The sequence below is a fragment of the Paenibacillus sp. FSL L8-0333 genome, from assembly GCF_037965665.1.
GTDB classification, from domain to species: Bacteria; Bacillota; Bacilli; order Paenibacillales; family Paenibacillaceae; genus Paenibacillus_AQ; species Paenibacillus_AQ odorifer.
This window is the reverse complement of record NZ_CP150186.1, coordinates 1576142-1598406: the sequence shown is the minus strand read 5'-3', so window position 1 is coordinate 1598406 and position 22265 is coordinate 1576142. Positions and strand designations below refer to the sequence as shown.

The window sequence follows — 22265 nt, the reverse complement described above, 5'->3', positions numbered from 1 at the left end:
ACGGACTTTACTTATTGCCTGAATGAGCTGCTTTCAACGCATCGAGATTCTTAGAAATAGCATCCTTAGCGGTCGTCTTTCCCGTCCATACATCCCCTAGAACCGACCCGAGTAAGGTGTTAAACTCCGTCGTATGATTCGTATAGAACCACGCTGCGGGCTTCACAGCAGGTGATTGCGCATAATCGACTACTGCAGATTTATATTCGTCATAAACAGGGAAGTTAGGATTTTCGACCCATTTACGGGTAAGGGTCTCATCCGTGTACCACTTCTCCAGTGTCGGCATCCAGATTCCCGAGCTAATGAGGCCCCAGTTATTTTCTTCTGAGTTGTACCATTTCAGCCATTCCATCGCTTCTTTTGGATGCTTAGTCTGGGAGAACACGACATTGGCGCCACCCGTGTTGAGGGTAACCTTATCCTTCATGTAAGGCAATACTGCAACGCCATAGTTCAGGCCTTCATTCTTAGCCGTATTGAGACTAGTTCCCACGTTCCACGCACCGTTAGTAGCCATGGCAACAGTCCCTGCGATAATGGTTCGTTGAATGCCATCATCAGTCTGTCCGACAGACAACGGAGCAACATGATCCTTCAAGTAAAGATCTGCAACCTTCTGAATTCCCTCTATACTGGCGTCTTCTCCAATTCTCACCTCAGTCCCATCACCCGAATAGAACCCCCCACCATTACCAAGCGCCCAGGTCTCAAGCTGCCATGGTAAGTTTTCAACGGATGCGCCAAACTGAACGATACTCTGCTCATTAAAGCCACTCTCATCAGGATGTTTACCATTTTTATCAAGGGTCAGCTTCTTTGCTGTTGTTACAAATTCCTCCCATGTCCACGCTTTATCCAGAGCAGCTGGGGGATAGGGTACATTGGCTTTGTCGAACATATCTTTGTTGTAATAGAGGAGTAAGATTTCATTGGCAGCCGCGTAGGCTACGGTTTTCCCTTGATATTTGTAGGCTAGGCTATCCAGTGGTTTGCTGTCGCTTCCTTCGTACATTGTATTTACATCATTCAGCATGCCTTGGGTAGACCACTGAACGACACCATCTTCTCTGAGCATCCCTGTATCAGGCAATTGCTCTGCCGTAGCCATTGTATTCAGCTTGGTCATGTAGTTTTCCCAAGGAATTGCTTGTACTTCTACTTCAATTCTGTCTTGAGAAGCATTAAACTTATCCGCCACTCCCTGGGTTACATTTCCCTCTTCCGCACTTCCCCACATCGAATAGATAATTTTGACCTTCTCCTCAGGCTTGGAGGTGGCGTTCTCAGATGCTTTGGGTCCATCAGTTGCCTTGGTTGCTGTGTTTGTCTCATCTTTCGCGCAGCCAATGACACTTAATGCTAGTGCAGTTGAAAGAATACCTACCCCGAATGCTTTACCTACCTTCATTTCCCTCTCCCCCTTCATAATCACATAGATATGTCCAACCGTTTGACCCCCTAAGTTATTGAGTTAAACGTTTAGTACCAACTTTTTTTAATAATTCCAACCTTTGCTTGGAATCCGAAATTTCGGCCAGCCGATACGACTTTTAATATCGTAAATATTTTCAAAAAGTGGTATAGAGTCTTCATGAACTTGGGATGTTTTAATGAAGTAAGCGCTTTATTGTTATTGTGTCATGATTTTCTATTAGGGAAAATAGCATTTTTCAACCTGATTTTTAAAAATTCCAACCTTTAAAGAATCATCTTTTTCATAAAACAGCAGAATCAGCTGATCCAAAATATTCACTTGCAGTAACGACAATAAGCAGAGCCGCCCTCCTACCCCAATGGTAGAAGCACTGCTCTGCCTATTTAGCATTTATACACTACGCTGCTGTATGAAGCAACGCCGTTTTTCTATTCTCGAAACACAACTGCGTGAGATTTCCAGCTCCTTGCGATTTCCCGCTATGTTATCGAATTTCTTGAGGTTGTGGACACGAACCGATGTCAAGAAAGAGGACGTCTTTTATTCGTTCCCCATCGTGCTGATGTCGATGACAAACCGGTAACGGACATCTGAAGCAAGCACACGCTCCCAGGCTTCATCTATCCGGTCAGCAGAAATGACCTCGATTTCAGATGCAATATTATGTTCAGCGCAGAAATTAAGCATTTCCTGCGTTTCACGGATTCCGCCAATCATCGATCCGGCAAACGAACGGCGGTGGCCGATCAGCGAAAATACGTTAACTGCCAATGGATCAGCGGGCGCACCGACATTGACTAATGTACCATCCAATGCCAGAAGTGAAAGATAGGCATCGATATCAATCTGTGCGCTTACTGTATTCACAATAAGATCGAATGAACCGGCAAGCTGCTTAAATGTCTCCGGATCGCTTGTGGCATAATAATGATCCGCTCCTAATTGCAATCCGTCTTCCTTCTTCTTCAGTGACTGTGATAACACAGTAACCTCAGCTCCCATAGCATGAGCAATCTTCACAGCCATGTGTCCAAGCCCGCCAAGACCCACTACAGCTACTTTTTTGCCGGGAGCGGCTCCCCAATGGCGCAGCGGTGAATAGGTGGTGATTCCTGCACACAAAAGCGGTGCAGCCGCGTCAAGCGGAATAGCGTCAGGAATCCGGACCACGAAGTCTTCTGTTACAACGATGTGCGTGGAATATCCGCCCTGTGTATAGTGACCGTGCCGGTCGATAGCTCCATAGGTGCCCGTATTTCCACTCAGGCAATACTGCTCCTCACCTTTCTGGCAATTACTGCACTCTCCACAGGAGTCAACCATACAACCTACCCCTACACGATCGCCAACTGTGTACTTTGTAACTTCGGAACCGACCTGGCTGACAATACCGGCGATCTCATGCCCTGGAACAAGTGGATACTTAACCGGTCCCCACTCCCCGCGGGCTGTATGAATATCCGAGTGGCAAATGCCCGCGTATTTAATCTCTATAAGAACATCGTGCGGCTGCAGATTCCGGCGTTCGATTGTAGTTAGCTTGAACGGGCCTTCCTGACTGAATGTAGCGCGTGCATTAACTTTTATCATAGTGAAACCTCTCTTCTAGTTAATATAAAAAACTGTAATGCCGACTTTACAAAACCTATGTTATTACTTAAAGTTAACTCTAAGTCAAGCACAAAATATAATTAAGACTGGAGATAGATGATGAAGACATACTCCATAAGTGAAGTTGCAGAATACTTTAATATGACATCACATACCCTGCGTTACTATGACAAGGAGGGGCTTTTGCCTTTTATAGAAAGAACCCCCAGCGGGAAACGCGTTTTCAAAGAAACGGATATGGACGCTTTAAAAGTAATTGAATGCCTGAAGTCATCCGGGATGCCAATTAAGGAAATAAAACATTTCATTGAGTGGTGCTCTGAAGGGGACTCCACCTTGCAGCAGAGATATGACATGTTCCTGGAGCGAAAAGCTTCCGTAGAAGCACAGATGGAAGAATTAAGAAAAACGATGGAAGTCATAGAACATAAATGCTTCTACTACAAGACCGCCTTGGATAGCGGCACGGAAGATGTTCATAAAAAAAATAACATTAAGAGTGCATTTACTCATTAGAAATGAACCTTCAAATTACAGTAAAGGCGGGGCAGATTGATCTGCCCCGCCTTTCTTAATTTGGACGCTTTTTTGCCAGCAGCTTCTCCGTAAAATTCACATCAAAAAAATGAATAATGGGTCCCAGACCAAGTGCGGACACTAGAGTTCCTAAGCCTATAACGCCTCCTGCCAGGAAGCAAATCAAAGCACAAAGTGCATCCGTAAACATCCGGTGCCAAAAATAAGATATTTTCGGGAAGTTATCCCTCATAATCAGGGACAGGCTGTCGTAAGGAGCTACTCCCACAGCCGATGTCTGATACAAGGATACCCCAAAACTGCATACCACCACGCCAATCGCTACGACGACCACCCTCTGCCATAACAGCTGAGGTTCGCCCAACAGAGATAGCCAAGTACTATGAAAGAACGTAGCGATATATCCCAAAAAGATTGCGTTTACAAAAGTCCCGGCTCCAATAAACCTTCGTCCGGTTATGAATTCGATTACAAACAATACCAGGTTCAGCAAGATCAGAAAATTTGCATATGTTATACCGACGCACTCTGCAAGTGCCATTACCATGCCGCTAAAGGGATCATTCCCCATGCCGGACAGCTTAAAAATACTGATTCCCATGCCCAGAAATACATTGCCGATAACCATAATAATCAATCGTTTTTTATCAACGTTATAAAGATAACCCTTCATATTGCCCATCCTATTTTTCATATTAAAATTGCACCTTGCAACAACCACGTCATTATATCATATATTCTATTGTTTGACGGTTATCTTTATTGATAGTATTCAATGATTTGGATAAGCAGATCGGTCAGCACTGAGCATTATTTTGAAGGGAACACTGCTTTTTCGATCTTCAGATCTACTTCTCTAATGACATCATCAGCCTCGGAGCCAAGGATATCTATAAGTGTAATTTCATTACCTTCTTTGTCCGTCCCAATTGGATCATGTAGGGATACGTCTTTACGTGTTTTCTTGAGCGAACGCAGGTGCATCAGGATTTCGTTTTCAATACAACGAGCAGCAAATGCGGCTAACCTTGTTCCTTTGATTGGACGATAGCACTCAATAGATTTAATCAGGCCGATTGTGCCAATGGAAATCCACACCCCAACAGAAAGAGTTGTCCAGTTCGAAGCCAAGTCTTTTTATTATCACAGAAAATGAAAATAGGCCCAGCTTCTAATGTCTGCTAAAAACCTTGGCAGCCAAGTTGCGTGGGCATAAAAAGTGTATATTTATTTTCTTATCTGAAACCCGCCGCGCTGCTCACCTCACCCAGTCTCTTCTTGGTCACTCAGCAGCTGGTCAATTTCCACAATTGCCTTAATATAAATCTTGAATGCGTCCCAGATCTGGCTGATGCGCATGGCCTCGTCCGGCTGATGGCTGCTCCCTTTTCCTTCGGGAAAAGGAGTCTGTACATCGGTGCGAAGCGGGCCGAAGGCTACTGTGCGCGGCAGCCATCTGGCATACGTTGCCCCACCCATTGCATAGGGCGCTTGCGACAAGCCCAGCTCACTGTTGGCAAGCCTGCATAAGGCCGCTATGATCAGGTCATCCTTGTCCATGTAGTGTGGCGGACTGTCCGTCCACTCAGTCAGTGACAGTCCATGCTGCCGCGAGTAGGCTGCCAACTGCTCCCGCAGCGCATCCGCGGATTGCGACAGACCGTAACGGACATCGATTCCGATCCGAACGGTTCCCTCATCCCACGCTACGATGCCGGCATTGCTGGTGGTAGGACCCGTTTCATCCCTGTGGGTGATACCAAGCCCCTCCCCGTAAGGGTCACCCAGCGCTTGTGACAAAAAAGTGAGCACAGCACGCGCCGCAGCATCCTCAACCAGCTCATGCGCAAGGACCGCCCCGGCCAGCTTTCTTGCCGCGTTTTGCGTCCCGGCAGGAAACGCCGCATGCCCGGCCTTACCCTGCGCGCGAACAACCGCTATCCCCTCTAGCTCCGCGACTTCAAACCCCTCCGACCGCAGCTTTTGCACTTCGTATGAGGTTAATCCGCGCAACCGGGCCTCCGCAACGGCGGGCACCATATTGTAATCCTCGCCAGCTTGAAAGGACAGCAACCTGTCGTCAGACGCGCTTCCAGTCACATCGGCTCGCACAATCCCTTTTTCCGCATAGCATACCGGATAATAAGCGTCAGCAACAATCCCGAAGGACGGCGACTGATGCCGGGACAGGAAATAGCGGATATCCCGCATGCCGCTCTCTTCGTTGACGCCCAGAAATACATAAGCATTATGATCCAGCCGCACGTTGGTCTCTTTGAAAAACTTCAGTACATAAAGCGCAAGCACAGCAGCCGATTTATTATCCATCGCACCTCGGCCAAATAGAAACCCATCTTTCTCGAACGGGGAGAAGGGCGGAAAGCTCCAGCCCCGCCCTGCGGGCACCACGTCCAGATGGGCGAACAAGCCGATGCCTTCCTCACTGTCTCCCAGCTGCACCTTAATGCCATAGCCAGCAAAAGCCGTTACCGACAAGTCTTCCCGCGCGGCCAACTGCTCCGCCTCACGCAATACAGCAGCGCATTCGGCACCAAAAGGCTCCGGGCTATCCGGATGAAAGGTGGTGCCCACGCTCGGCACACGAATCAGACGTTTGATATCTTCGAGAATCGCCGCTTGATGATCGGCTAGAAACTGTTCAACCTGCTTGTCCAGCTCCATACTGGTCATAATCGCTCACCCCTTTCAGGTTTACAGCTCGGCTGCAAGTTCCAGCTTTTGTAGACGGAAATCCAGCTCAGCTATGACATTTGGCGGCAGTACTACCTCGGCACCGGCAATATTCTCATGAAGGTGCTTTTCCTTGCGAATGCCGCAAATCACATTGACATTGGCATGCTTGTTCAACAAATAGGCTACGGCAATAGAACTGGCGCTAACCCCATATTCACTTCCGATCTCAACCAGACCGCCGGCAAACTCAGTGGCCAGCTTCAGGTTGCGTCCATGCCACCAGGCATCGTTCTGGCGGGGATCGTTCGGCTCCAGCACATGATCAGGCCGAATATGTCCTGTCAGTAACCCTTGCGCCAGCGGCGAATACGCATGGAAGCTAATCTGGTGCTCGTTGCACAGAGGCAGGATCGCCTGCTCGGGTTCTCTGGACAGCATATTGAATTTTTTTTGCACGATTGAGATTTCACCATAATCGATGTAGCTCTGCACGTGATGCGGCTCGCAATTGGACGCGCCTATGGCGCGAATCTTGCCTTCCTGCTTCAGTTGCATCAGCACCTCGATCGTTTCTTCAATTGGTGTTAGAAAAGGCTCCATCGCCGGATTATGTGTATAGTAAATATCGATATAATCCGTCCCTAACCGCTTCAGGCTTTGCTCCACCTCCATGCGAATCGTTCGCGGGCTCAAATTCCGCTTCACGCGATGCCCGTCCCAGGTAAAACGATAACTGCCTTCCTCGTCACCCCACCACAAGCCGCATTTTGTCGAAACAATGACCTTATCCCGCCGGCCTTTGATCGCTTGCCCAACGATTTCCTCACTGTGCCCAAAGCCGTAAACCGGGGCAGTATCAATTATATTGATGCCCAGATCCAGCGCGGCATGAATGGCGCGAATCGATTGCGTATCATTGGTATCTGGGAACTGGAATCCTCCACCAATACCGAAAGCGCCGAAAGTAACGACAGAGGCTTGTATGCCGCTCTGTCCAATCTCCTTATATCTCATCGTGACTGTATCCTCCCACTTTATTGATTCGCCTGTGCAGCAACAATATCCAACCGGAGCTGCCCACCCACACCCACATTTTCATCGGCGTGTTCTTTAATGATGACAATCGTTTTTACCTGCAAGCCGGAAAGCACCCGATCCGTAGTCTCCTGCAGATTACGAACCAAGTCCCGCTTCGCCTCAACTGGTTTTCCTGGTGCGGTGTATACAAAAAATGTAATTTCATAAAAGTCCTTAGGTGTTGTCGATGCCTGTGGAAGTTCGATCCAGGAGATAGTTCTTAGCTCCGGAGGCAGGCGAAGACCCGTTGTTACTGCCGTGCCCAACTCACTTACCAATTTTGTCTTTTGTTCTTCCTTCAGAGATGTCGTTGCGTATGCCAATACAGTTGCCATGGTTCAGCACTCCTTTATCATTATAGTTAGTTTTTTCAGACAAACGCTTTGCTTATTTCCGCATTCCCATTACTCAGGATGCATTATTCGTTATACGGTTTCTTGACTCCCTTGTACGTATCCAGCAGCCATTGCGAATATTCTTTCGAAGTCATCACCGATACGATAGCATCCAGCCATTCCTTATTCTTCTCTTCAGTTCCTTTCTTAATAGCCAGCAAAATACCGCCATATTGTTTGTACACCTCAGGTGTTTCCTGTAGCAGCGCCGTATCAATCGTCACCTGGGGATCATTCATTTGAGCTACCGTAATAGCCGGCGCAGTCATGGCGTCCAGATCAGCAAAAGCCCCTACGCGGCTGCGCGGATCAATTTCAACGAATTCGAGCTTCTTGCTGTTCTCGACAACATCGAGTACTGTTGGCAGGTCAATACCCTCGCGCAATTGGATTAGCCCATTGTCCGCCAATAGTTGCAGTTCTCGCGCCCGGTTGGCGGAATCGTTGGCAATGCCGATCTTCGCTCCTTGCGGCAGCTCATCCACAGTTTTGTATTTCTTGGATACGAACAGCACCGGTGTTGTATAAATATTCGGGCCATAAGCGACCAACTCTGTACCGTTGCTTTCATTGAAGCTGTTCATATATTTTTCATTCTGAAAATAATTGGCATCGATACTGCCGTCTGCAGTCGCATTGTTCAAGGCAATATTGTCATTGAAGACTTGCGTCTCAATTTGATAGCCTTCCGGCTTCAGCTTTTCGGCCACATAATCAATATCCGGCTGCTCCCTGGCAATCACGCCAATCACAATTTTTTGGGACTTTGCATCCGATTGTGCGTCGGAGGATGAGCTGGATGACTGAGAGCATCCGACCAGCAGCACAATGACAGTGGTCATGATCAGAATCAGCTTGGCAGTTGCCTGTTTTTTCATGTAAAACTCCTCATTTCTGATGTTTTATTTCAACTTGCGGTACAACATATTCCCGCCCAGTTGTATAAATTGAACAATAACAATTAAAATAACAACGGTTGTGTACATAATCGTGTCATTGAAATTCTGGTAGCCATAGGAAAGCGCAACTGCCCCCAGCCCGCCGGCTCCAACGGTCCCTGCCATAGCTGTAAAGCCCAGCAACGAAATAAAACCAATCGTTAAGTTTGAAATGATGGATGGAATCGCCTCACTGACAATAACGTTAAATGTTATTTGCCAATCGGATGCGCCAAATGACCTAGCAGCCTCGATCAGACTCGGATTCACCTCCTTAAAGCAGCCCTCCAGCAATCTCGCCAGTAACGGAGAGCCTACAATGGTAATGGAGAAAATGGCAGCTGTTGTACCAATGGTCGTCCCCACAACAAAGCGAGTTAACGGAATTATTGTAATAATGAGAATAATAAAGGGTACAGAACGCAGCACATTAATGATGGCGCTGAAGGTCTCGTAGACTGCTCGGTTGGGCCTGAGTCCTTTGGCATCTGTAGTAATGAGAATGAGTGCCAAGATGAAACCGAACAGGGTACAGGTCACAACGGTGCCGCCCAACATAATCAGCGTATCGCGCAGCCCCGGAAAAATGATTTTATCGAGCAGAGTCTGGTAATCGTACTGATACATTACAAGTTCCTCCATTCCATGCCGCTCTGCTCCAGATAGGCCCTGACCTTGTCAAAATCTTGCCTGCTGACCGATAAGGTGAACGACCCCGCGATACTGTCCACATAACGGTCCAGTCCGCCCCATACAACTTCAAACGGCACCCCTGTTGACAAGGCGAAGCGGGAAAGCATGTCTTCCTGACCTGGTCGCTGAATAAGCTCAAACAGAATGTTATCCTCGCCAGTTTTCACTTCATGTGCGCCCAGGAAATCATTCAGATGACCGGAGTTTTCCAGGAAGATATCTTGCACCGCTCCGGCAGCCTGCAACTGACCCTTGCTAAGCACCGCGATGTTGTTGCAAGTTTCTTTTACCACTTCCATTTGATGCGTCACAATGACAATGGTGATGCCAAGCTCTTTGTTAATTTTTTTGAGCAGACCCAGAATGGATTTGGTGATGTTGGGATCAAGTGCGCTTGTCGCTTCATCACAAAGCAGAATGCGTGGGTTCATAGCAAGCGCCCGGGCGATGGCAACCCGCTGCTTCTGTCCGCCGGAAAGCTCGCGCGGCAGTGCCTTTTCCTTGTCTGTCAATTCCACGAGCTGCAGCAGCTCTTTCACGCGCGCATCAGCCACCGCTTTATTGTAGCCAAAGCATTTCATTGGAAACATAATGTTGTCATACACATTTTTTCGCTCCAGCAGAGAGAAATGCTGAAAGATCATGCCGATATTGCTGCGAAACTTGCGTAGTGTTGCTCCCCGCATGCTGCGGATTTCAACTCCGTTGACATGCAAGCTGCCGCGGTCAAAGGTCTCCAGACCGTTGATACAGCGCAAAAGCGTTGACTTGCCCGCGCCGCTCACCCCAACAAGTCCGAAAATATCCCCGTCCGTAATGTTGACATTAATACCAGACAAAACCTCCCTACCTCCAAATGATTTAAATAAATCACGAATTTCTATGCCTGAACCGACAAGCTCCGTAGGTTTGCCCTCCAGTTGTCCGACCATCCTATCCACTCCTTTCATGCACCCAGAAAATGCTTTTTCTAAATAAATTAGATCGATCTAATTTCAACCTAAAACAATTCCTATCAGTTTACTTTGATTTATGTTATCAGCTCTACAGTAGCCTGTCAACACTATTTTTTAAACCTTTCTGTCAAATGAATTATGATATACTGGAAGGTAGTTGAGAGGAGGATAAGTTTGTGGTTTCTAGAGAAAAAAGAGTTACACTACAAGATGTTGCCGAGGATGCCGGCGTTTCGAGAGCAACCGCCTCTCTTGTCGTTCGCGGCAGCAAATCCATTAAACCTAGTACACACAAAAAGGTGCTGGACTCCATGGAAAAGCTCGGCTATGTATATGATCGCGTAGCCGCCAGCTTTCGATTACAGCGTTCCTCAACGATAGGCGTTATTGTCACTGATATCGAAAATCCGTTTTATCCACATATATTGACGCATATTGAGCATGTTCTATACGAACAGCGGTTCAATGTGCTGCTGGGCATGAGCTTTGAATCAACCGAAAAGCAGGAGCGTGTGCTGGAAACAATGCTTGAGCACCGTGTGTGCGGCATTATTATGACTCCTGTCGCCTCTACATCGCCCGCCCTGTTCACCAAATTGCAAAATCTAAACATCCCCACGCTGCTGATTGGACGTGAGGTTGATACCGTGAATACCGACTATGTCGGGACGGATTATCGGCTGGGAGCCGAAATGGCCGTGCGCCATCTCATCGAGCAAGGGCACCGGCGCATCGCTTATCTGGGCGGCAGCCCTCAGGGAAACACATCCTACAAGGAGCGTTTTGCCGGTTACTGCCAAGCCCTGCAGCAATTTGGATTGGAGATCGATCCCGCTCTAATCATTACAAGCCCGATCAACCGTGACGGCGGCACCCGCGCTGTGCAAGAGGCGATGCAGTTAAACAATCCGCCAACCGCCTGCTTTTGCAACAATGATGTCATTGCCCTGGGCGCCATGATCGGCCTGCAGTTGCAAGGACGTACGCCTGGGAAACATATGGCCATCGTTGGCTTTGACAATGTACAGGAAACGGAGACTGCCAAGCCTGGTCTAAGCAGCGTTTCCGTATTCCAGGATAAATGGGGAAGCGAGGCTGCCAAGCTGCTGCTCAAACGAATCAACGGCGATCAGTCAGAACCTACCAGAATTATTATTCCGCCTCAGCTGATTATACGTGAGTCTTCCACCAGCTATAGCGGCTTCCATTCATCCAGCCCTTTATAATCGACACAATCCGGATTCATTCTCCGGACTTGTGTTGTTTTTCCGGGAACTCCAATACTAATAAATTCTTTATTAATACTTTTGGTCTTTGTTCTTACCGGTCTTCTGAATTTCTTCTCAAGCGAACCTCTTACCTCAAATGAACATTATAAAAGAAATTAATTATTTTTACATATATATCTAGTTAATTCCACATTATTGATAAAGCAAGTACATGCTGTCCATTTTTATGTTAAACAATCCTCTTAGAGATCTCATCAACAAGTTGCCTAATCCCCATTCTTTTTGAGCTTTAATATCTCCTTCGGTTCGACTGTTAAACTTTGATTATTAAACCCATTAGTCCGTCTCTACATTGAAATATCATCACTTTCACTGCTCTTTACTTTTCTTAACAAAAAAGCAACTCCCTTATTGGCAAGTCGCTTCTAAAACACTCAATAGTGATTATTTAGTTATTATCTAAGACCCTACCGCTTAGCCTTATAAAACTCATGATACAACTTCATCAGCGCCCTTTTTTCTATCCTCGAAACATAACTCCGCGAGATCCCCAACTCCTTAGCAATCTCCCGCTGCGTCCGCTCTTCCCCACCTGTATCCAATCCAAATTGGCCAAAGACAATATTATCTAGAATATTTTCAAAATACAAGAGTATCATTTATTGATAAAACAATAAACGTGCCCTTGCATATTGAAATATAGGAAAACACTCCTCAGTACTCTTCATATTTGATATAGAAGTGATAAAATATCGGCTGCTTCTTCGTCGACTAATTCTTGTTTTTCACGTTCAGTTGGGTTAAAGGCTAATCTTTTAAGGTCAGCTTCCATCTCCGATAATACAGTTTTCGGTAGATTTATAACCAACTTTACAAGTATTGAATATTTCCAACAGTCGTCATCAGAAGCGAGAATTTTCCTGAGATGAGGAATTAATTCCCTGCCTAACGGAAGCAGCAACTTCCCAATTTCTTTTGAAGTAGGCCAATTTGCATCTGCGGTCCACTCTAATAAATCAGGAATAATCGGTTTAATTAAATTTATATCCAATGCTTTTAATTTATTTACTGACTCGATATCCATTTTATCTTTCGGGATTAATCTTTTGATCTCCATCTTTATCCTCCTACCTAAAATCATATTGATAGGGTCGGCTCCATCCTTAAGCCTGAGTTTTTTTAACACTTCCTTAGCAGCCATATCAACTTCTAATTCCCTATCTAATGTAGTTGGGGTTTCAACAAGCTTGATTAAACTGACTTCTAGTTCAATAAGAACTCCAATAGGAAACTGAGGCAATAAATATTCTAAAACATTTAATTTTCCAATCACTTTCCTCCCCTTCGAATATTCTATTGATGAGTGGAATAAGTTCCTTATTAAAATTAAGTAATAAATCCACAACATCTTCAAATATAGGAAAATTCCTATCCTTTAAATATATCGATAACCCTTCAATCAGATCTAAAAGATCATTTTTATTTAATTGCTTTAATTTTTTAATACTCTCATAATCCATTTTACTTAGAGGTAAATTCCCCATAATTGATTCCCTCCCTTTTTGGTAAAAAATTCATTTTTTCAATCAAATTTAAAACTATTTTTGAACTTGGACTGGAACTGATATTTTCATAAGTATTTCTGTTAAATAGTATGGACTTTATTAGCATTTGTTTTTATATGGATATTTTGCGGAAATAAGGTATTTCCCGTAATTAAATCATTTATTTTATTTTGAATAGACTCATGATTATTAAGGGCATAGTGGTATGCATTCTTCGCTGCTTCAATAGATCTTAGAAGCGCTTCTTTTCCCGAGGCCAAGTACCTTTTCCACATAAGAGGCTTCCATAGCAACTCCTGCAAAGAAGCCTTCTCTCACTGGTAAGGGATTAGCCGGAAGTGGCTTAACGTAAGGTTCAACAAACTCGGGATAATCATCCTTCTTGTACAGTGATTCGAAAGAAATTTTGTCATCAAGGCTGAGCGTTTCACTAATAATGGATTTAAATTCATTTAATCGGTAATGAACTTCTTCATTATTATCTTTAGTTTCTTCTTTACGTCCTTCTATGTATAGCGCTTTTTCTTCTTTTTCATATGCCTTTTATTCACGTATCGACTGTTTAATGGCATGCTCTCATTCTCACATTCATATTGACGTTGCAGCCTTAAATTCCTTTATTGCTCACGAATTGCTACATTCCTTGATCTTTCAGCTGCACGCTGCGCTTTTGCTGTCTCTCTAATAATTTTATTAACTGTATTTCCAAAACTCCGTTCCACCTTTATCTTGCACTGTGACTTTCGCAAGTTGACCATTCCCATCGTACGTAAAGCGTGTGTGCTTTAATGCATCGTAGACGGAGGTTAGACGATTTAGAGCATCATAACTATAATCTCAACAACCGCCATACTCAGAATGTCAAATGCTAAATTACAAAAAATAAGCCACATAGAGTTATTACACTCGTATGTGGCTAAAGCACTACTATTCTTCCAAATAAGGTGATTCAAAACTCTCAACAAATAAACCTGAACTACTGATCTTTATTAAAGAATCTTTACATTCCTTCACACTCCCAATATACATGTAATAATCAAAACCAAAGTGAACAAACATCTCCCTACTTTGAAATTTACACCAAATCTTTTCTCTTAAAATTAATTGAGAAAGTAATTTCAATTCATACATAGAGATATAGTCGCCGTTTTTCACACTGTTATAAACACTTTTCATCTCGTCAGTGTAGATGTCACGGAATTCAGCTTTCTCCACGTCAAAATAATATTTTTCTAGATCTACTACTTGAATTGTGTTTAAGTTATTCTCATTCATTATTAAATTTATAGCCGTTATATATAATGATTCAGTTTCCAAATAATGTTCTAACAGGAATTTCTCAGCTGAAAATACTCTTCCCACTTCACTTATTGAAGTCCATTCTTCATTTTTATACACTCCTTTTATACGATTAGTTGGGTCAAATTTAGTAATCCTCCAAAAGAATTTGTACATTTCAATCTCCAATCCTATTTAATAACGCATCATAAGTACCCAAACGAGTATCTTTACTAGCTAAATATTCTGGTTTTGTAGCCATTTTCCATATACCTTCGATATGCGAATCAAGATCTTGGACAATATAGAGTTTACCATTTTTATACACTGGTTTATCCTTAATTTTTAATTTCGTCTTTGTAAAACCCAAATATTCCGCTAACATATCTGTTTCTTTATTTATTAATCTTAAGGCTTTACCGCTTACTTGAGTTTTTAGAACTTTATCTTTACTTCCACCGGCAAATAGACTTAAAGCAGCGCCAAGCATAGCATCGTCCATAGCTTGGACTCTTCCATAATCTCTCATTAATTGATTCTTTGCCGATGTAACCTGTTCCTTGCTACTTTCAGCTGATGTAGCCATATTAAAGAGATTCAGCCATTGCTTTCTGCCCTTTTCATCTAAATATTGAATAGGTTTTGATGAACCAAGATCGCTACGAATATCCCAATAGAGTTGTGATTTACTCCCAGAAATTCAAGCTGTTGTAAGCATCAAATCCACTTGGTTCTCAGTATAGTGTCCTGTTGGATCGACATGAGTTAACGGATTGTTCTCCACATACGTATACAAATTCAGTGTCAGCGGATTATCAATCTGCCCTTCATACGTATCCTCATTTAAAAACCGCCCTATACATTATTTTGCAAATAATAAGGGTAGAAAAGTCTCCATTGCCCGCCAGTTAGAGGCCGAGGCCAGCTATCGCTTTGAGCAATGCTGTTCTCCGCTGCCATTGGCTCCCTCCAGACCATACCAGCCTGGCGGCAAAGCCAGATTCACATTCCCTAGCAGCAGGTGACCATTATCTGCAAGAAGTTCAACCGCGGTAAGTTTTAACTCAGCTCCTCGCACCACTCTTCCCTCCTATCCATATTGCTTGTAATAATGCCGATGGCACAGCAAAATACTTGTAATAACACCAAGCACTATTGCCAGACTAACAGCAACAAGCTTGCTTGCAAGCCAGTGTTCTGACCCGTATTCGCTGAACAGTGAAATACGCCAAGCCTCTCGCCAGCGGAAAACTGGATGGCGCCCACTGCGAGGACAGCCGCGGGATACGTCTTTCCGCGTTTTCTTTAAGGATCTAAGGTGCATTAGGATTTCGTTTTCAATACAACGTGCTGCAAATGTGGCCAGTTTGGTTCCTTTGTTCGGACGATAGCTCTCAATGGCTTTAATCAAGCCAATGGTTCCGATGGAGATTAAGTCCTCCATGTCTTCTCCGGCATTATCGAATTTTTGAGGTTGTGGACACGATACGATGTCAAAATCCACTTTCTTGATAGAAAAGCGTTGATAGAAGTATGAAGGTTTTACCGGATGGATGGCTCTTTTTTTGTTATTCATTGTCCTTTTTTTAATAGTCACTTCGTTTTCTTAAATTTTCACTTGATATCAACAACTTAAAGAAAACAGTTGAAAGACATGATATTTAACATAGTTTGAGCATGTTTACAGTCACATCCGGGAAAGAATTAGCTGTGTTACGATATATCTTATTACTCTAGAGGAGTATTAATAATGTCAACAACTTGCAAAAGAGGTGTGTAATTGAAACTTCCAACAATCCAATTCGGACATATTAAATCGAGAGTTCCTGTTATTCAAGGTGGAATGGGTGTAGGCATATCCTTAAGTGGACTAGCCGCTGCTGTAGCCAATGCAGGCGGGATCGGCACCATCTCTGGTACAGGGATCACTCCTGATGAGCTGAGAATGCATATTCGCAAAACAAGAGAACTCTCTAAAGGGAATGGCTACATCGGTGTGAATGTACTATTCGCAGTGAAGGACTTTGCCGAAAAAATGAAGATTGCTTTGGAGGAAAAGGTTGACTTTATTATTTCCGGAGCCGGAATTTCTAGAGATATTTATGCTTGGGGTAAAGAATATGGTACTCCTGTCGTAACTATTGTTTCATCCGCCAAATTAGCCCGAATTTCCGAAAGACTTGGTGCCTCCGCAGTCGTTGTGGAAGGGTTCGAAGCTGGAGGCCATTTAGGTACAGACAGATCCATGTTTGATATCCTTCCTGAAGTCTTAGAGGCCGTTTCGATTCCTGTTATTGCTGCGGGTGGAATTCTAACAGGGGATGATATCGCAAAAGCCCTTCGGATCGGCGCATCTGGTGTTCAAATGGGTACCCGTTTTGTGGCTAGCCTTGAGTGTGATGCTCCCTTAGCCTTCAAGCAAAAGTATGTAGATGCTCAGCAAGGAGATACTGTCCTAATCAAGTCTACTGTGGGTCTAGAAGGTAGAGCGATTCGGAATGAATTTACGGACCGGATCAGTAATGATGCCAAATTAAAGATAGTCAAATGCTATAATTGTCTAAAGGTTTGTTCACATCGCTTCTGTACAATGGAATCCCTGCTCACTTCCCTTAGAGGAGATGTTAAGAACGGATTGGTTTTTGCTGGGTCCAGAGTTCATGAGATTAAAGAGATTTTGTCCGTACAGCAGATTATCGACAATTTAATGGATGAGTATCAAGGGGCATTGAACCCGACAACTTAAGGTTGTTATAAGATTCAAAAGCACGATTAACCACTTAAGCAAGCTTGGGATTTCCGAGCATAAGTGGTTTTTCATTTCGCTTGATACTCAAATTTAGTTATATTTAATAAGCTTTTGTGTTGTATTTAACTAAAGATTTCCGTACCTTTCTTTTTAATTGCAACAACAGCTAAATATCTTCACAGCCAAAATGCAATATGCCCAATACCCAGGATAATCGCAAAAGATGACTGGATATATGTACTCTTCAGAGCACCACTTAACAATTTGCCCTCTCCCTTTCTCATGTATTTTTATGAGTTGGTTTAATACAAAAATTCGCTGAACTATATCTTCTCTAAAAAATTCTAATATGGTCCTTGAAGCTTTCTATGTATGCCGGTTAACGGATACTACCTTGTGATTATGAGTTTACCGCTTAGCCTATAAAACTCATGATAAAGCTTCATGAGCGCCCTCTTCTCTATCCTCGAAACATAACTCCGCGAGATCCCCAGCTCTTTGGCAATCTCCCGCTGCGCCCGCTCTTCCCCACCTGTATCCAATCCAAACCGCCCAACCACAACTTCTTTTTCCCGGTCATCCAGAATATCAAGGTTACGATATATCTTACTCTTTTCGATCTTCAGATCGACTTCTTTAATGACATCATCAGCTTCGGAGCCAAGGATATCGATAAGTGTAATTTCATTACCTTCTTTGTCCGTCCCAATTGGATCATGCAGGGATACGTCTTTACGTGTTTTCTTGAGCGAACGCAGGTGCATCAGAATTTCGTTTTCAATACAACGTGCTGCAAATGTGGCTAGTTTGCTTCCTTTGTTTGGACGATAGCTCTCAATAGCTTTAATTTGACAGATAGTGCCGATGGAGATCAAATCCTCCATGTCTTCCACAGTATTATCGATTTCTTAAGGTTATGGACAACGATGTGAGGTCAAAAAAATAAACCAATTACGATCGATTCTGATTCGAATTGGTTTCCTTTTGCATATTATATTTAATTTGTAGTTTCCGATTGATTTCTTGTGTACATCCTGGTAATCCATTTAAATAACGCTTTACTTGATCAATCAACTCTAAGTGAGATATCAGAATATTCATACTTGTTAAATTGCGTCTAACAATATCCTCGGTTTCAATATGATAGCCACCGTTTTTCACACGTAGAGCAATACATTCAATATTTAGCCGAACATCTGCTAGTCCCATATAAAACACAATAATTTCAAAGCCTTGTTCCTTTGCATCCTCATCTGCCTTATAACGTTACCACCCGCTAAAGGGTTTCCACAATGAAATCTCACTTATTCCAGATACACTACCTGGCTATTCTTATGGCTTCTTTCCCAGCAGATACTTTACTCTTTTCAGGATGCCCATTAGTGATCTTGCGGCTATGCATCTGGAATCATCAGTGATTCTGCCTTATGCCATGCTCCGATATAGAATCTTCAATCTTCCACTTTCATGAAATGAAAAACATAATATTCTCCGTTAATTTTTAGCTATTCCTTTTCTTTTTCATTTCGTCAAATTCACATAAAGTTAAGTAAAATTCAAGGTTTTTGGTGATGCAGCTGGATGATGATACTCAATATCCTATGGATTCTCCAAAAACTATCATAAAATGTAATATATTTAACGCAATAGTTTACATATACATTACATTATATAATTAAAAGAGCTATTTTTTTCTTTTTACAAACTTAAAATATATTAAATTCATAATATTCATTGACTGAAACAAATACTAGTGTTATATTTCCTAACATTAAATAATAAAATACATACAGGAAAAGGAGATTACGCACATGAATAAGTTCAAACGTCTACGTGAAACTAAAAGAGAGCATTCTGGTTCCACCCGATCTGAATATTCACCAGCAAAAAAAAATTGGAGTAAAAAGCAATTTATAGCTACTTCAATTGTGTTATCTGTTATTGCTACGAGTGTAATTCCGTTCCAAACAGCTGACGCTTTAACTAGAGTTACTTCAGAAAGTGGCACAGTATGGGAGATTCACGATGTCTTTGCTCCTAGCTTAGACACAGGAAGTTTACGTACAGTTGGTGCTACACAAGTACAAGGTTTCGGCAATATCTTTGTTAAAGTGTCCTCGCCTTCAGCTCCACTGATGAATGGTCAAATGATGCGTGGGTTTGACTTGAAATATGACGGCGTTAATAAGTTTACTTCGGCTCAATCTGTAAATCTAGGAAATGTAACTGTAACACGTGAGGTGTATGTGGATACTATTCATAATCGAACGAGATTCTTTGATACTTTCACTAATAAAAATGATGTGGCAATAAAAGTTGATGTATCATTCGGTGGCTCTTTAGGATATGGTACAACAACAAATGCTTCAGTAGTTAAGGCAACCTATTCAGGCGATCTAAAGGTAACTACAGATGATTCATGGATTGTTGTAGATAGTAGCGCCAAAAACAATAAGCCGTTAGGCGTTGCAGTGGGATCTCCAAAGCCGTTTGATAATGGATTAACCGGTCTAGGTAATCAGCAACAGGATCCATTCACAATACCCTTAGCTGAGCATGGAAATGAAGCGAATTTCTATGGGTTCATTAACACATTAAATATTAGGCCGGGTGAGTCGAAGTCCCTAGTAAATTATGTACAAGTTGGAGAAGCTGGTGAAGAAGGATTAAAAAATCTGGTTGCTAGTCTAGATGGACTTAATAGTCTGCTAGACGTAACCGGATTAACAAACGCACAAATTCGTTCAATTAGCAACTGGGATATATCTGCTATAGAGGGACTTGATACTGGAGATCATCTGGTTATTCCAAATGCTCCTGCACCTAAAGAATTAGTAACTTCATCGCCGTATGATGTTAAGAATAAATCCATTGCAGAAATGCAGCAGGATATGATTAATGGCAAAACTACTTCTGTACAAATTACTCAAGCCTATTTAGATAGAATCAAGGTATACGATGAGGGACAATTGGGATTCCATGCATTCCTGCATGTATCTGAAACTGCGCTTAACCAAGCAAAAGCTGCTGACGATGCCCGTGCACAAGGTGTAAAAGGTGATTTATTGGGTATTCCAATTGCGATAAAAGATATTTATGATACAAAGGATATGCCTACTACCGGTGGCAGTAAAGCTCTTGAAGGCTGGCAGCCTGATTCTGATGCATTCCAAGTGAAAAAACTGCGGGAAGCTGGAGCTGTAATTATTGGTAAAGTAAACACTTCTGAGTTTGCTAACAGCGGAAGCTTTAGTGAAAGCGGCTGGCAGCAAACATGGAATGCACTCTATCCATCGAAAACATCTTTTGGCTCAAGCGGCGGGTCTGCAGTATCTGTTGCAGCTGATTTTGCAGCAGCAGCAATGGGATCGCAAACAGGGGTATCTCTATATGCACCAACTACAGGCGCTAGCTTAAAAAGCTTCCGGGGTACAGACGGTATGGCAAGTACTACAGGTGTACTGCCACTCACTTGGGGACAAGATTATGCAGGTCCCATTGCCAAAACAGTAACTGACCTAGCCATTATATTGAATGCTACAACGGGTACGGACCCACAGGATATTTTCACAGTCACTGCTGATGCAGATCATAAGCGTCCAGTGGATTGGAAGGAATCTCTGGATGCTAATGCATTGAAAGGAAAGAAAATTGGATACATTCCTGCATCCTTTGTATCTGCATATGCTGATGATGATACTGGACAGGCAGTGATGGATAAGTTCTCAGAGCTTCAAGCAGCGGGTGCGACTATGGTTGAAATGTCAGCTGTACCATCAGGCCCTAGTCGTCCTTCAGGTATTAATGGATCTACTGAAGGTTGGGCACGTTATATTGAGTTGCATAAGGACTTCCCTTATATTGATGGAGCAAGTGTACTAGCTTCAGATAAAGTGCTTATCTATAACCAAAGAGGATATAGTACCCCAACTCGCATGACTGAACAGGCTGTACAAGATTACATTAAGTATAGAACTGACTATAAGGAAGTTATCAAAGGATGGATGGACGCGAATGGTGTTGATGCTGTTGTTTATGCAGGTTTTATTAGCGACGTATATAACAATGACGCAGCAGCTTCTCAATTAAGTTCAGACCGTAACACAGGCGTATTAACCTCTACTATGGGACTACCTACGGTAGTTGTTCCTGTAGGAACGAATGACAGCGGATATTCTATCTCTATGCAACTGGTTGGTAGAGCATGGGACGATGCAAAAGTTTTAGGCATGAGCTACGCTCTTGAGCAACAAAGTCAAGCTAGACTACTTACAACATTTGCTCCAGCACTTCAATACGTTTCAAACTCTACTAATCCTGATCCAAACACAGATAATGGACCAACCCATCCAAATACTGGAGGAGGTACAGTGACACCTCCAGCAATAACAACGCCTATAGAAACACCGGCACCTGCAGAAACAATAACACCAGCAGATAAGCCGAAAGTTGTTAGTTTTGTAGATACAATGAATCATTGGGCAAAAGCAAGCATTGACGCACTAATTGCTAAGGGATTATTGACCGGTTATTCCGATGGAACATTCCGTCCAAATTCAGGTTTGACTCGTGCCGAAGCAATTATAGTAATTGCAACTTACATGGGACTTGAAGGACAAGAAAGTAACTTTATAGATGTATCTCCAACTCATTGGGCGAATAAGTTTATCGGTGCAGCAGCCGGATCAGGCTTGATGAACGGATATAGCGACGGAAGCTTCCGTCCAGATGAGAAGATTAGCCGTAGTGAATTAGCGGCACTAATCACTCGAGCCTTTAAGCTAACTGGTACTGGAAACACATCATTCAAAGATGTTACAAGAAATGCATGGTATTATGATTCCATCGACGCACTCGCATCCAATAATATTATTACAGGGTACGCAGACAGTACATTTAAGCCTGAAAAAGATATTACTAGAGCTGAGTTTGCAACTATTGTATCCAGATTACTAGAAACTAATAATTAAAATAAGTTCAATTATAAATGACAGAGTACTTGAGTAACCATGTTTACAGGAAGGGCCATCCCGAAAGGGATGGCCTTATAACTTGCCGTTACAGATGGTGCGATGAACCGTATCATAAGTAGGGCGAACCCTATC

At 43.3% G+C, this 22265-nt stretch carries 18 protein-coding genes and 4 pseudogenes; 4 read left to right on the top strand and 18 right to left on the bottom strand.

Features of this window, described 5'->3' with window-relative positions; translation table 11 throughout:
- Window positions 1-7 precede the first annotated feature (7 nt).
- Together NYE72_RS07020 and NYE72_RS07015 are read right to left on the bottom strand one after the other, a co-directional pair.
- Window positions 8-1411, bottom strand: coding sequence for a sugar ABC transporter substrate-binding protein (locus NYE72_RS07020; protein ID WP_076178997.1), 1404 nt, complete (start codon window positions 1409-1411; stop codon window positions 8-10).
- A 567-nt stretch (window positions 1412-1978) separates the two neighbouring features.
- Window positions 1979-3028, bottom strand: coding sequence for an NAD(P)-dependent alcohol dehydrogenase (locus NYE72_RS07015; RefSeq protein WP_036675829.1), 1050 nt, complete (start codon window positions 3026-3028; stop codon window positions 1979-1981).
- Window positions 3029-3148: 120 nt separating this feature from the next.
- Between NYE72_RS07015 and NYE72_RS07010 the strand changes: the two genes are divergently transcribed.
- Entirely contained in the window at window positions 3149-3565 is a 417-nt protein-coding gene (locus NYE72_RS07010; protein WP_036675831.1) for a MerR family transcriptional regulator, read from the top strand.
- A gap of 55 nt (window positions 3566-3620) precedes the next feature.
- Here NYE72_RS07010 and NYE72_RS07005 read toward each other — a convergent pair whose 3' ends face one another.
- The 8 genes and pseudogenes from NYE72_RS07005 to NYE72_RS06970 all read right to left on the bottom strand — a co-directional run bounded on the left by NYE72_RS07005 (window position 3621) and on the right by NYE72_RS06970 (window position 10315).
- The gene (locus tag NYE72_RS07005) at window positions 3621-4280 is read right to left on the bottom strand and encodes a hypothetical protein (RefSeq protein WP_235219370.1); all 660 of its coding nucleotides are present in this window, start codon (window positions 4278-4280) and stop codon (window positions 3621-3623) included.
- Between the two features lie 134 nt (window positions 4281-4414).
- A pseudogene (locus tag NYE72_RS07000) lies at window positions 4415-4678 on the bottom strand (sigma factor); the annotation flags it as partial.
- A gap of 171 nt (window positions 4679-4849) precedes the next feature.
- Entirely contained in the window at window positions 4850-6277 is a 1428-nt protein-coding gene (locus NYE72_RS06995; RefSeq protein ID WP_076178996.1) for a Sapep family Mn(2+)-dependent dipeptidase, read from the bottom strand.
- A 21-nt stretch (window positions 6278-6298) separates the two neighbouring features.
- On the bottom strand, window positions 6299-7294 hold the full coding sequence (locus NYE72_RS06990; protein ID WP_076178995.1) for an aldo/keto reductase: 996 nt from the start codon (window positions 7292-7294) through the stop codon (window positions 6299-6301).
- Between the two features lie 20 nt (window positions 7295-7314).
- Window positions 7315-7692, bottom strand: a complete 378-nt coding sequence (locus tag NYE72_RS06985; protein WP_036675836.1) for a tautomerase family protein — start codon at window positions 7690-7692, stop codon at window positions 7315-7317.
- A gap of 83 nt (window positions 7693-7775) precedes the next feature.
- Window positions 7776-8630: a MetQ/NlpA family ABC transporter substrate-binding protein gene (locus NYE72_RS06980; RefSeq protein WP_036675837.1), complete on the bottom strand. Its 855-nt coding sequence runs from the start codon at window positions 8628-8630 to the stop codon at window positions 7776-7778.
- 24 nt (window positions 8631-8654) lie between these two features.
- A complete protein-coding gene (locus NYE72_RS06975; RefSeq protein WP_036675839.1) occupies window positions 8655-9317 on the bottom strand; it encodes a methionine ABC transporter permease in 663 nt (220 codons plus the stop codon).
- Entirely contained in the window at window positions 9317-10315 is a 999-nt protein-coding gene (locus tag NYE72_RS06970; protein ID WP_051490878.1) for an ATP-binding cassette domain-containing protein, read from the bottom strand. The genes NYE72_RS06975 and NYE72_RS06970 overlap by 1 nt, the downstream gene beginning before the upstream one ends.
- A gap of 200 nt (window positions 10316-10515) precedes the next feature.
- Between NYE72_RS06970 and NYE72_RS06965 the strand changes: the two genes are divergently transcribed.
- On the top strand, window positions 10516-11565 hold the full coding sequence (locus tag NYE72_RS06965; RefSeq protein ID WP_076178994.1) for a LacI family DNA-binding transcriptional regulator: 1050 nt from the start codon (window positions 10516-10518) through the stop codon (window positions 11563-11565).
- A gap of 470 nt (window positions 11566-12035) precedes the next feature.
- Here the strand turns inward: NYE72_RS06965 and NYE72_RS06960 are convergent.
- The 7 genes and pseudogenes from NYE72_RS06960 to NYE72_RS06930 form a co-directional block, all read right to left on the bottom strand.
- Window positions 12036-12191: pseudogene (locus NYE72_RS06960) on the bottom strand (sigma factor-like helix-turn-helix DNA-binding protein); the annotation flags it as partial.
- A gap of 101 nt (window positions 12192-12292) precedes the next feature.
- Window positions 12293-12901, bottom strand: coding sequence for a DUF5071 domain-containing protein (locus NYE72_RS06955; RefSeq protein ID WP_143766842.1), 609 nt, complete (start codon window positions 12899-12901; stop codon window positions 12293-12295).
- Entirely contained in the window at window positions 12837-13112 is a 276-nt protein-coding gene (locus NYE72_RS06950) for a DUF5071 domain-containing protein (protein ID WP_076178993.1), read from the bottom strand. The genes NYE72_RS06955 and NYE72_RS06950 overlap by 65 nt, the downstream gene beginning before the upstream one ends.
- Before the next feature lie 948 nt (window positions 13113-14060).
- Entirely contained in the window at window positions 14061-14588 is a 528-nt protein-coding gene (locus NYE72_RS06945; RefSeq protein WP_036675845.1) for a hypothetical protein, read from the bottom strand.
- Between the two features lies 1 nt (window position 14589).
- Window positions 14590-14997, bottom strand: a complete 408-nt coding sequence (locus NYE72_RS06940; RefSeq protein ID WP_076297792.1) for a toxin C-terminal domain-containing protein — start codon at window positions 14995-14997, stop codon at window positions 14590-14592.
- Between the two features lie 339 nt (window positions 14998-15336).
- Window positions 15337-15489 (bottom strand): hypothetical protein, encoded by a 153-nt coding sequence (locus NYE72_RS06935; protein WP_179087385.1) that lies wholly within the window; start codon window positions 15487-15489, stop codon window positions 15337-15339.
- A gap of 204 nt (window positions 15490-15693) precedes the next feature.
- Window positions 15694-15882 (bottom strand): annotated as a pseudogene (locus tag NYE72_RS06930) (sigma factor); the annotation flags it as partial.
- Between the two features lie 309 nt (window positions 15883-16191).
- Here NYE72_RS06930 and NYE72_RS06925 point away from each other — a divergent pair.
- Window positions 16192-17157, top strand: coding sequence for a nitronate monooxygenase (locus tag NYE72_RS06925; RefSeq protein WP_076098918.1), 966 nt, complete (start codon window positions 16192-16194; stop codon window positions 17155-17157).
- Between the two features lie 392 nt (window positions 17158-17549).
- Here the strand turns inward: NYE72_RS06925 and sigK are convergent.
- Window positions 17550-18062 (bottom strand): annotated as a pseudogene (sigK, locus tag NYE72_RS06920) (RNA polymerase sporulation sigma factor SigK); the annotation flags it as partial.
- 909 nt (window positions 18063-18971) lie between these two features.
- Between sigK and NYE72_RS06915 the strand changes: the two are divergent.
- On the top strand, window positions 18972-22130 hold the full coding sequence (locus NYE72_RS06915; RefSeq protein WP_081383551.1) for an amidase family protein: 3159 nt from the start codon (window positions 18972-18974) through the stop codon (window positions 22128-22130).
- Window positions 22131-22265 lie beyond the last annotated feature (135 nt).

What these genes read in the sequence shown, in the direction of transcription:
- NYE72_RS07020 (WP_076178997.1), bottom strand. Translation starts at nt 1,411, where the DNA reads ATGAAGGTAGGTAAAGCATTCGGGGTAGGTATTCTTTCAACTGCACTA.
- NYE72_RS07015 (WP_036675829.1), bottom strand. Translation starts at nt 3,028, where the DNA reads ATGATAAAAGTTAATGCACGCGCTACATTCAGTCAGGAAGGCCCGTTC.
- NYE72_RS07010 (WP_036675831.1), top strand. Translation starts at nt 3,149, where the DNA reads ATGAAGACATACTCCATAAGTGAAGTTGCAGAATACTTTAATATGACA.
- NYE72_RS07005 (WP_235219370.1), bottom strand. Translation starts at nt 4,280, where the DNA reads ATGAAAAATAGGATGGGCAATATGAAGGGTTATCTTTATAACGTTGAT.
- NYE72_RS06995 (WP_076178996.1), bottom strand. Translation starts at nt 6,277, where the DNA reads ATGACCAGTATGGAGCTGGACAAGCAGGTTGAACAGTTTCTAGCCGAT.
- NYE72_RS06990 (WP_076178995.1), bottom strand. Translation starts at nt 7,294, where the DNA reads ATGAGATATAAGGAGATTGGACAGAGCGGCATACAAGCCTCTGTCGTT.
- NYE72_RS06985 (WP_036675836.1), bottom strand. Translation starts at nt 7,692, where the DNA reads ATGGCAACTGTATTGGCATACGCAACGACATCTCTGAAGGAAGAACAA.
- NYE72_RS06980 (WP_036675837.1), bottom strand. Translation starts at nt 8,630, where the DNA reads ATGAAAAAACAGGCAACTGCCAAGCTGATTCTGATCATGACCACTGTC.
- NYE72_RS06975 (WP_036675839.1), bottom strand. Translation starts at nt 9,317, where the DNA reads ATGTATCAGTACGATTACCAGACTCTGCTCGATAAAATCATTTTTCCG.
- NYE72_RS06970 (WP_051490878.1), bottom strand. Translation starts at nt 10,315, where the DNA reads ATGGTCGGACAACTGGAGGGCAAACCTACGGAGCTTGTCGGTTCAGGC.
- NYE72_RS06950 (WP_076178993.1), bottom strand. Translation starts at nt 13,112, where the DNA reads ATGGGGAATTTACCTCTAAGTAAAATGGATTATGAGAGTATTAAAAAA.
- NYE72_RS06945 (WP_036675845.1), bottom strand. Translation starts at nt 14,588, where the DNA reads ATGTACAAATTCTTTTGGAGGATTACTAAATTTGACCCAACTAATCGT.
- NYE72_RS06940 (WP_076297792.1), bottom strand. Translation starts at nt 14,997, where the DNA reads ATGGCTACATCAGCTGAAAGTAGCAAGGAACAGGTTACATCGGCAAAG.
- NYE72_RS06915 (WP_081383551.1), top strand. Translation starts at nt 18,972, where the DNA reads ATGAATAAGTTCAAACGTCTACGTGAAACTAAAAGAGAGCATTCTGGT.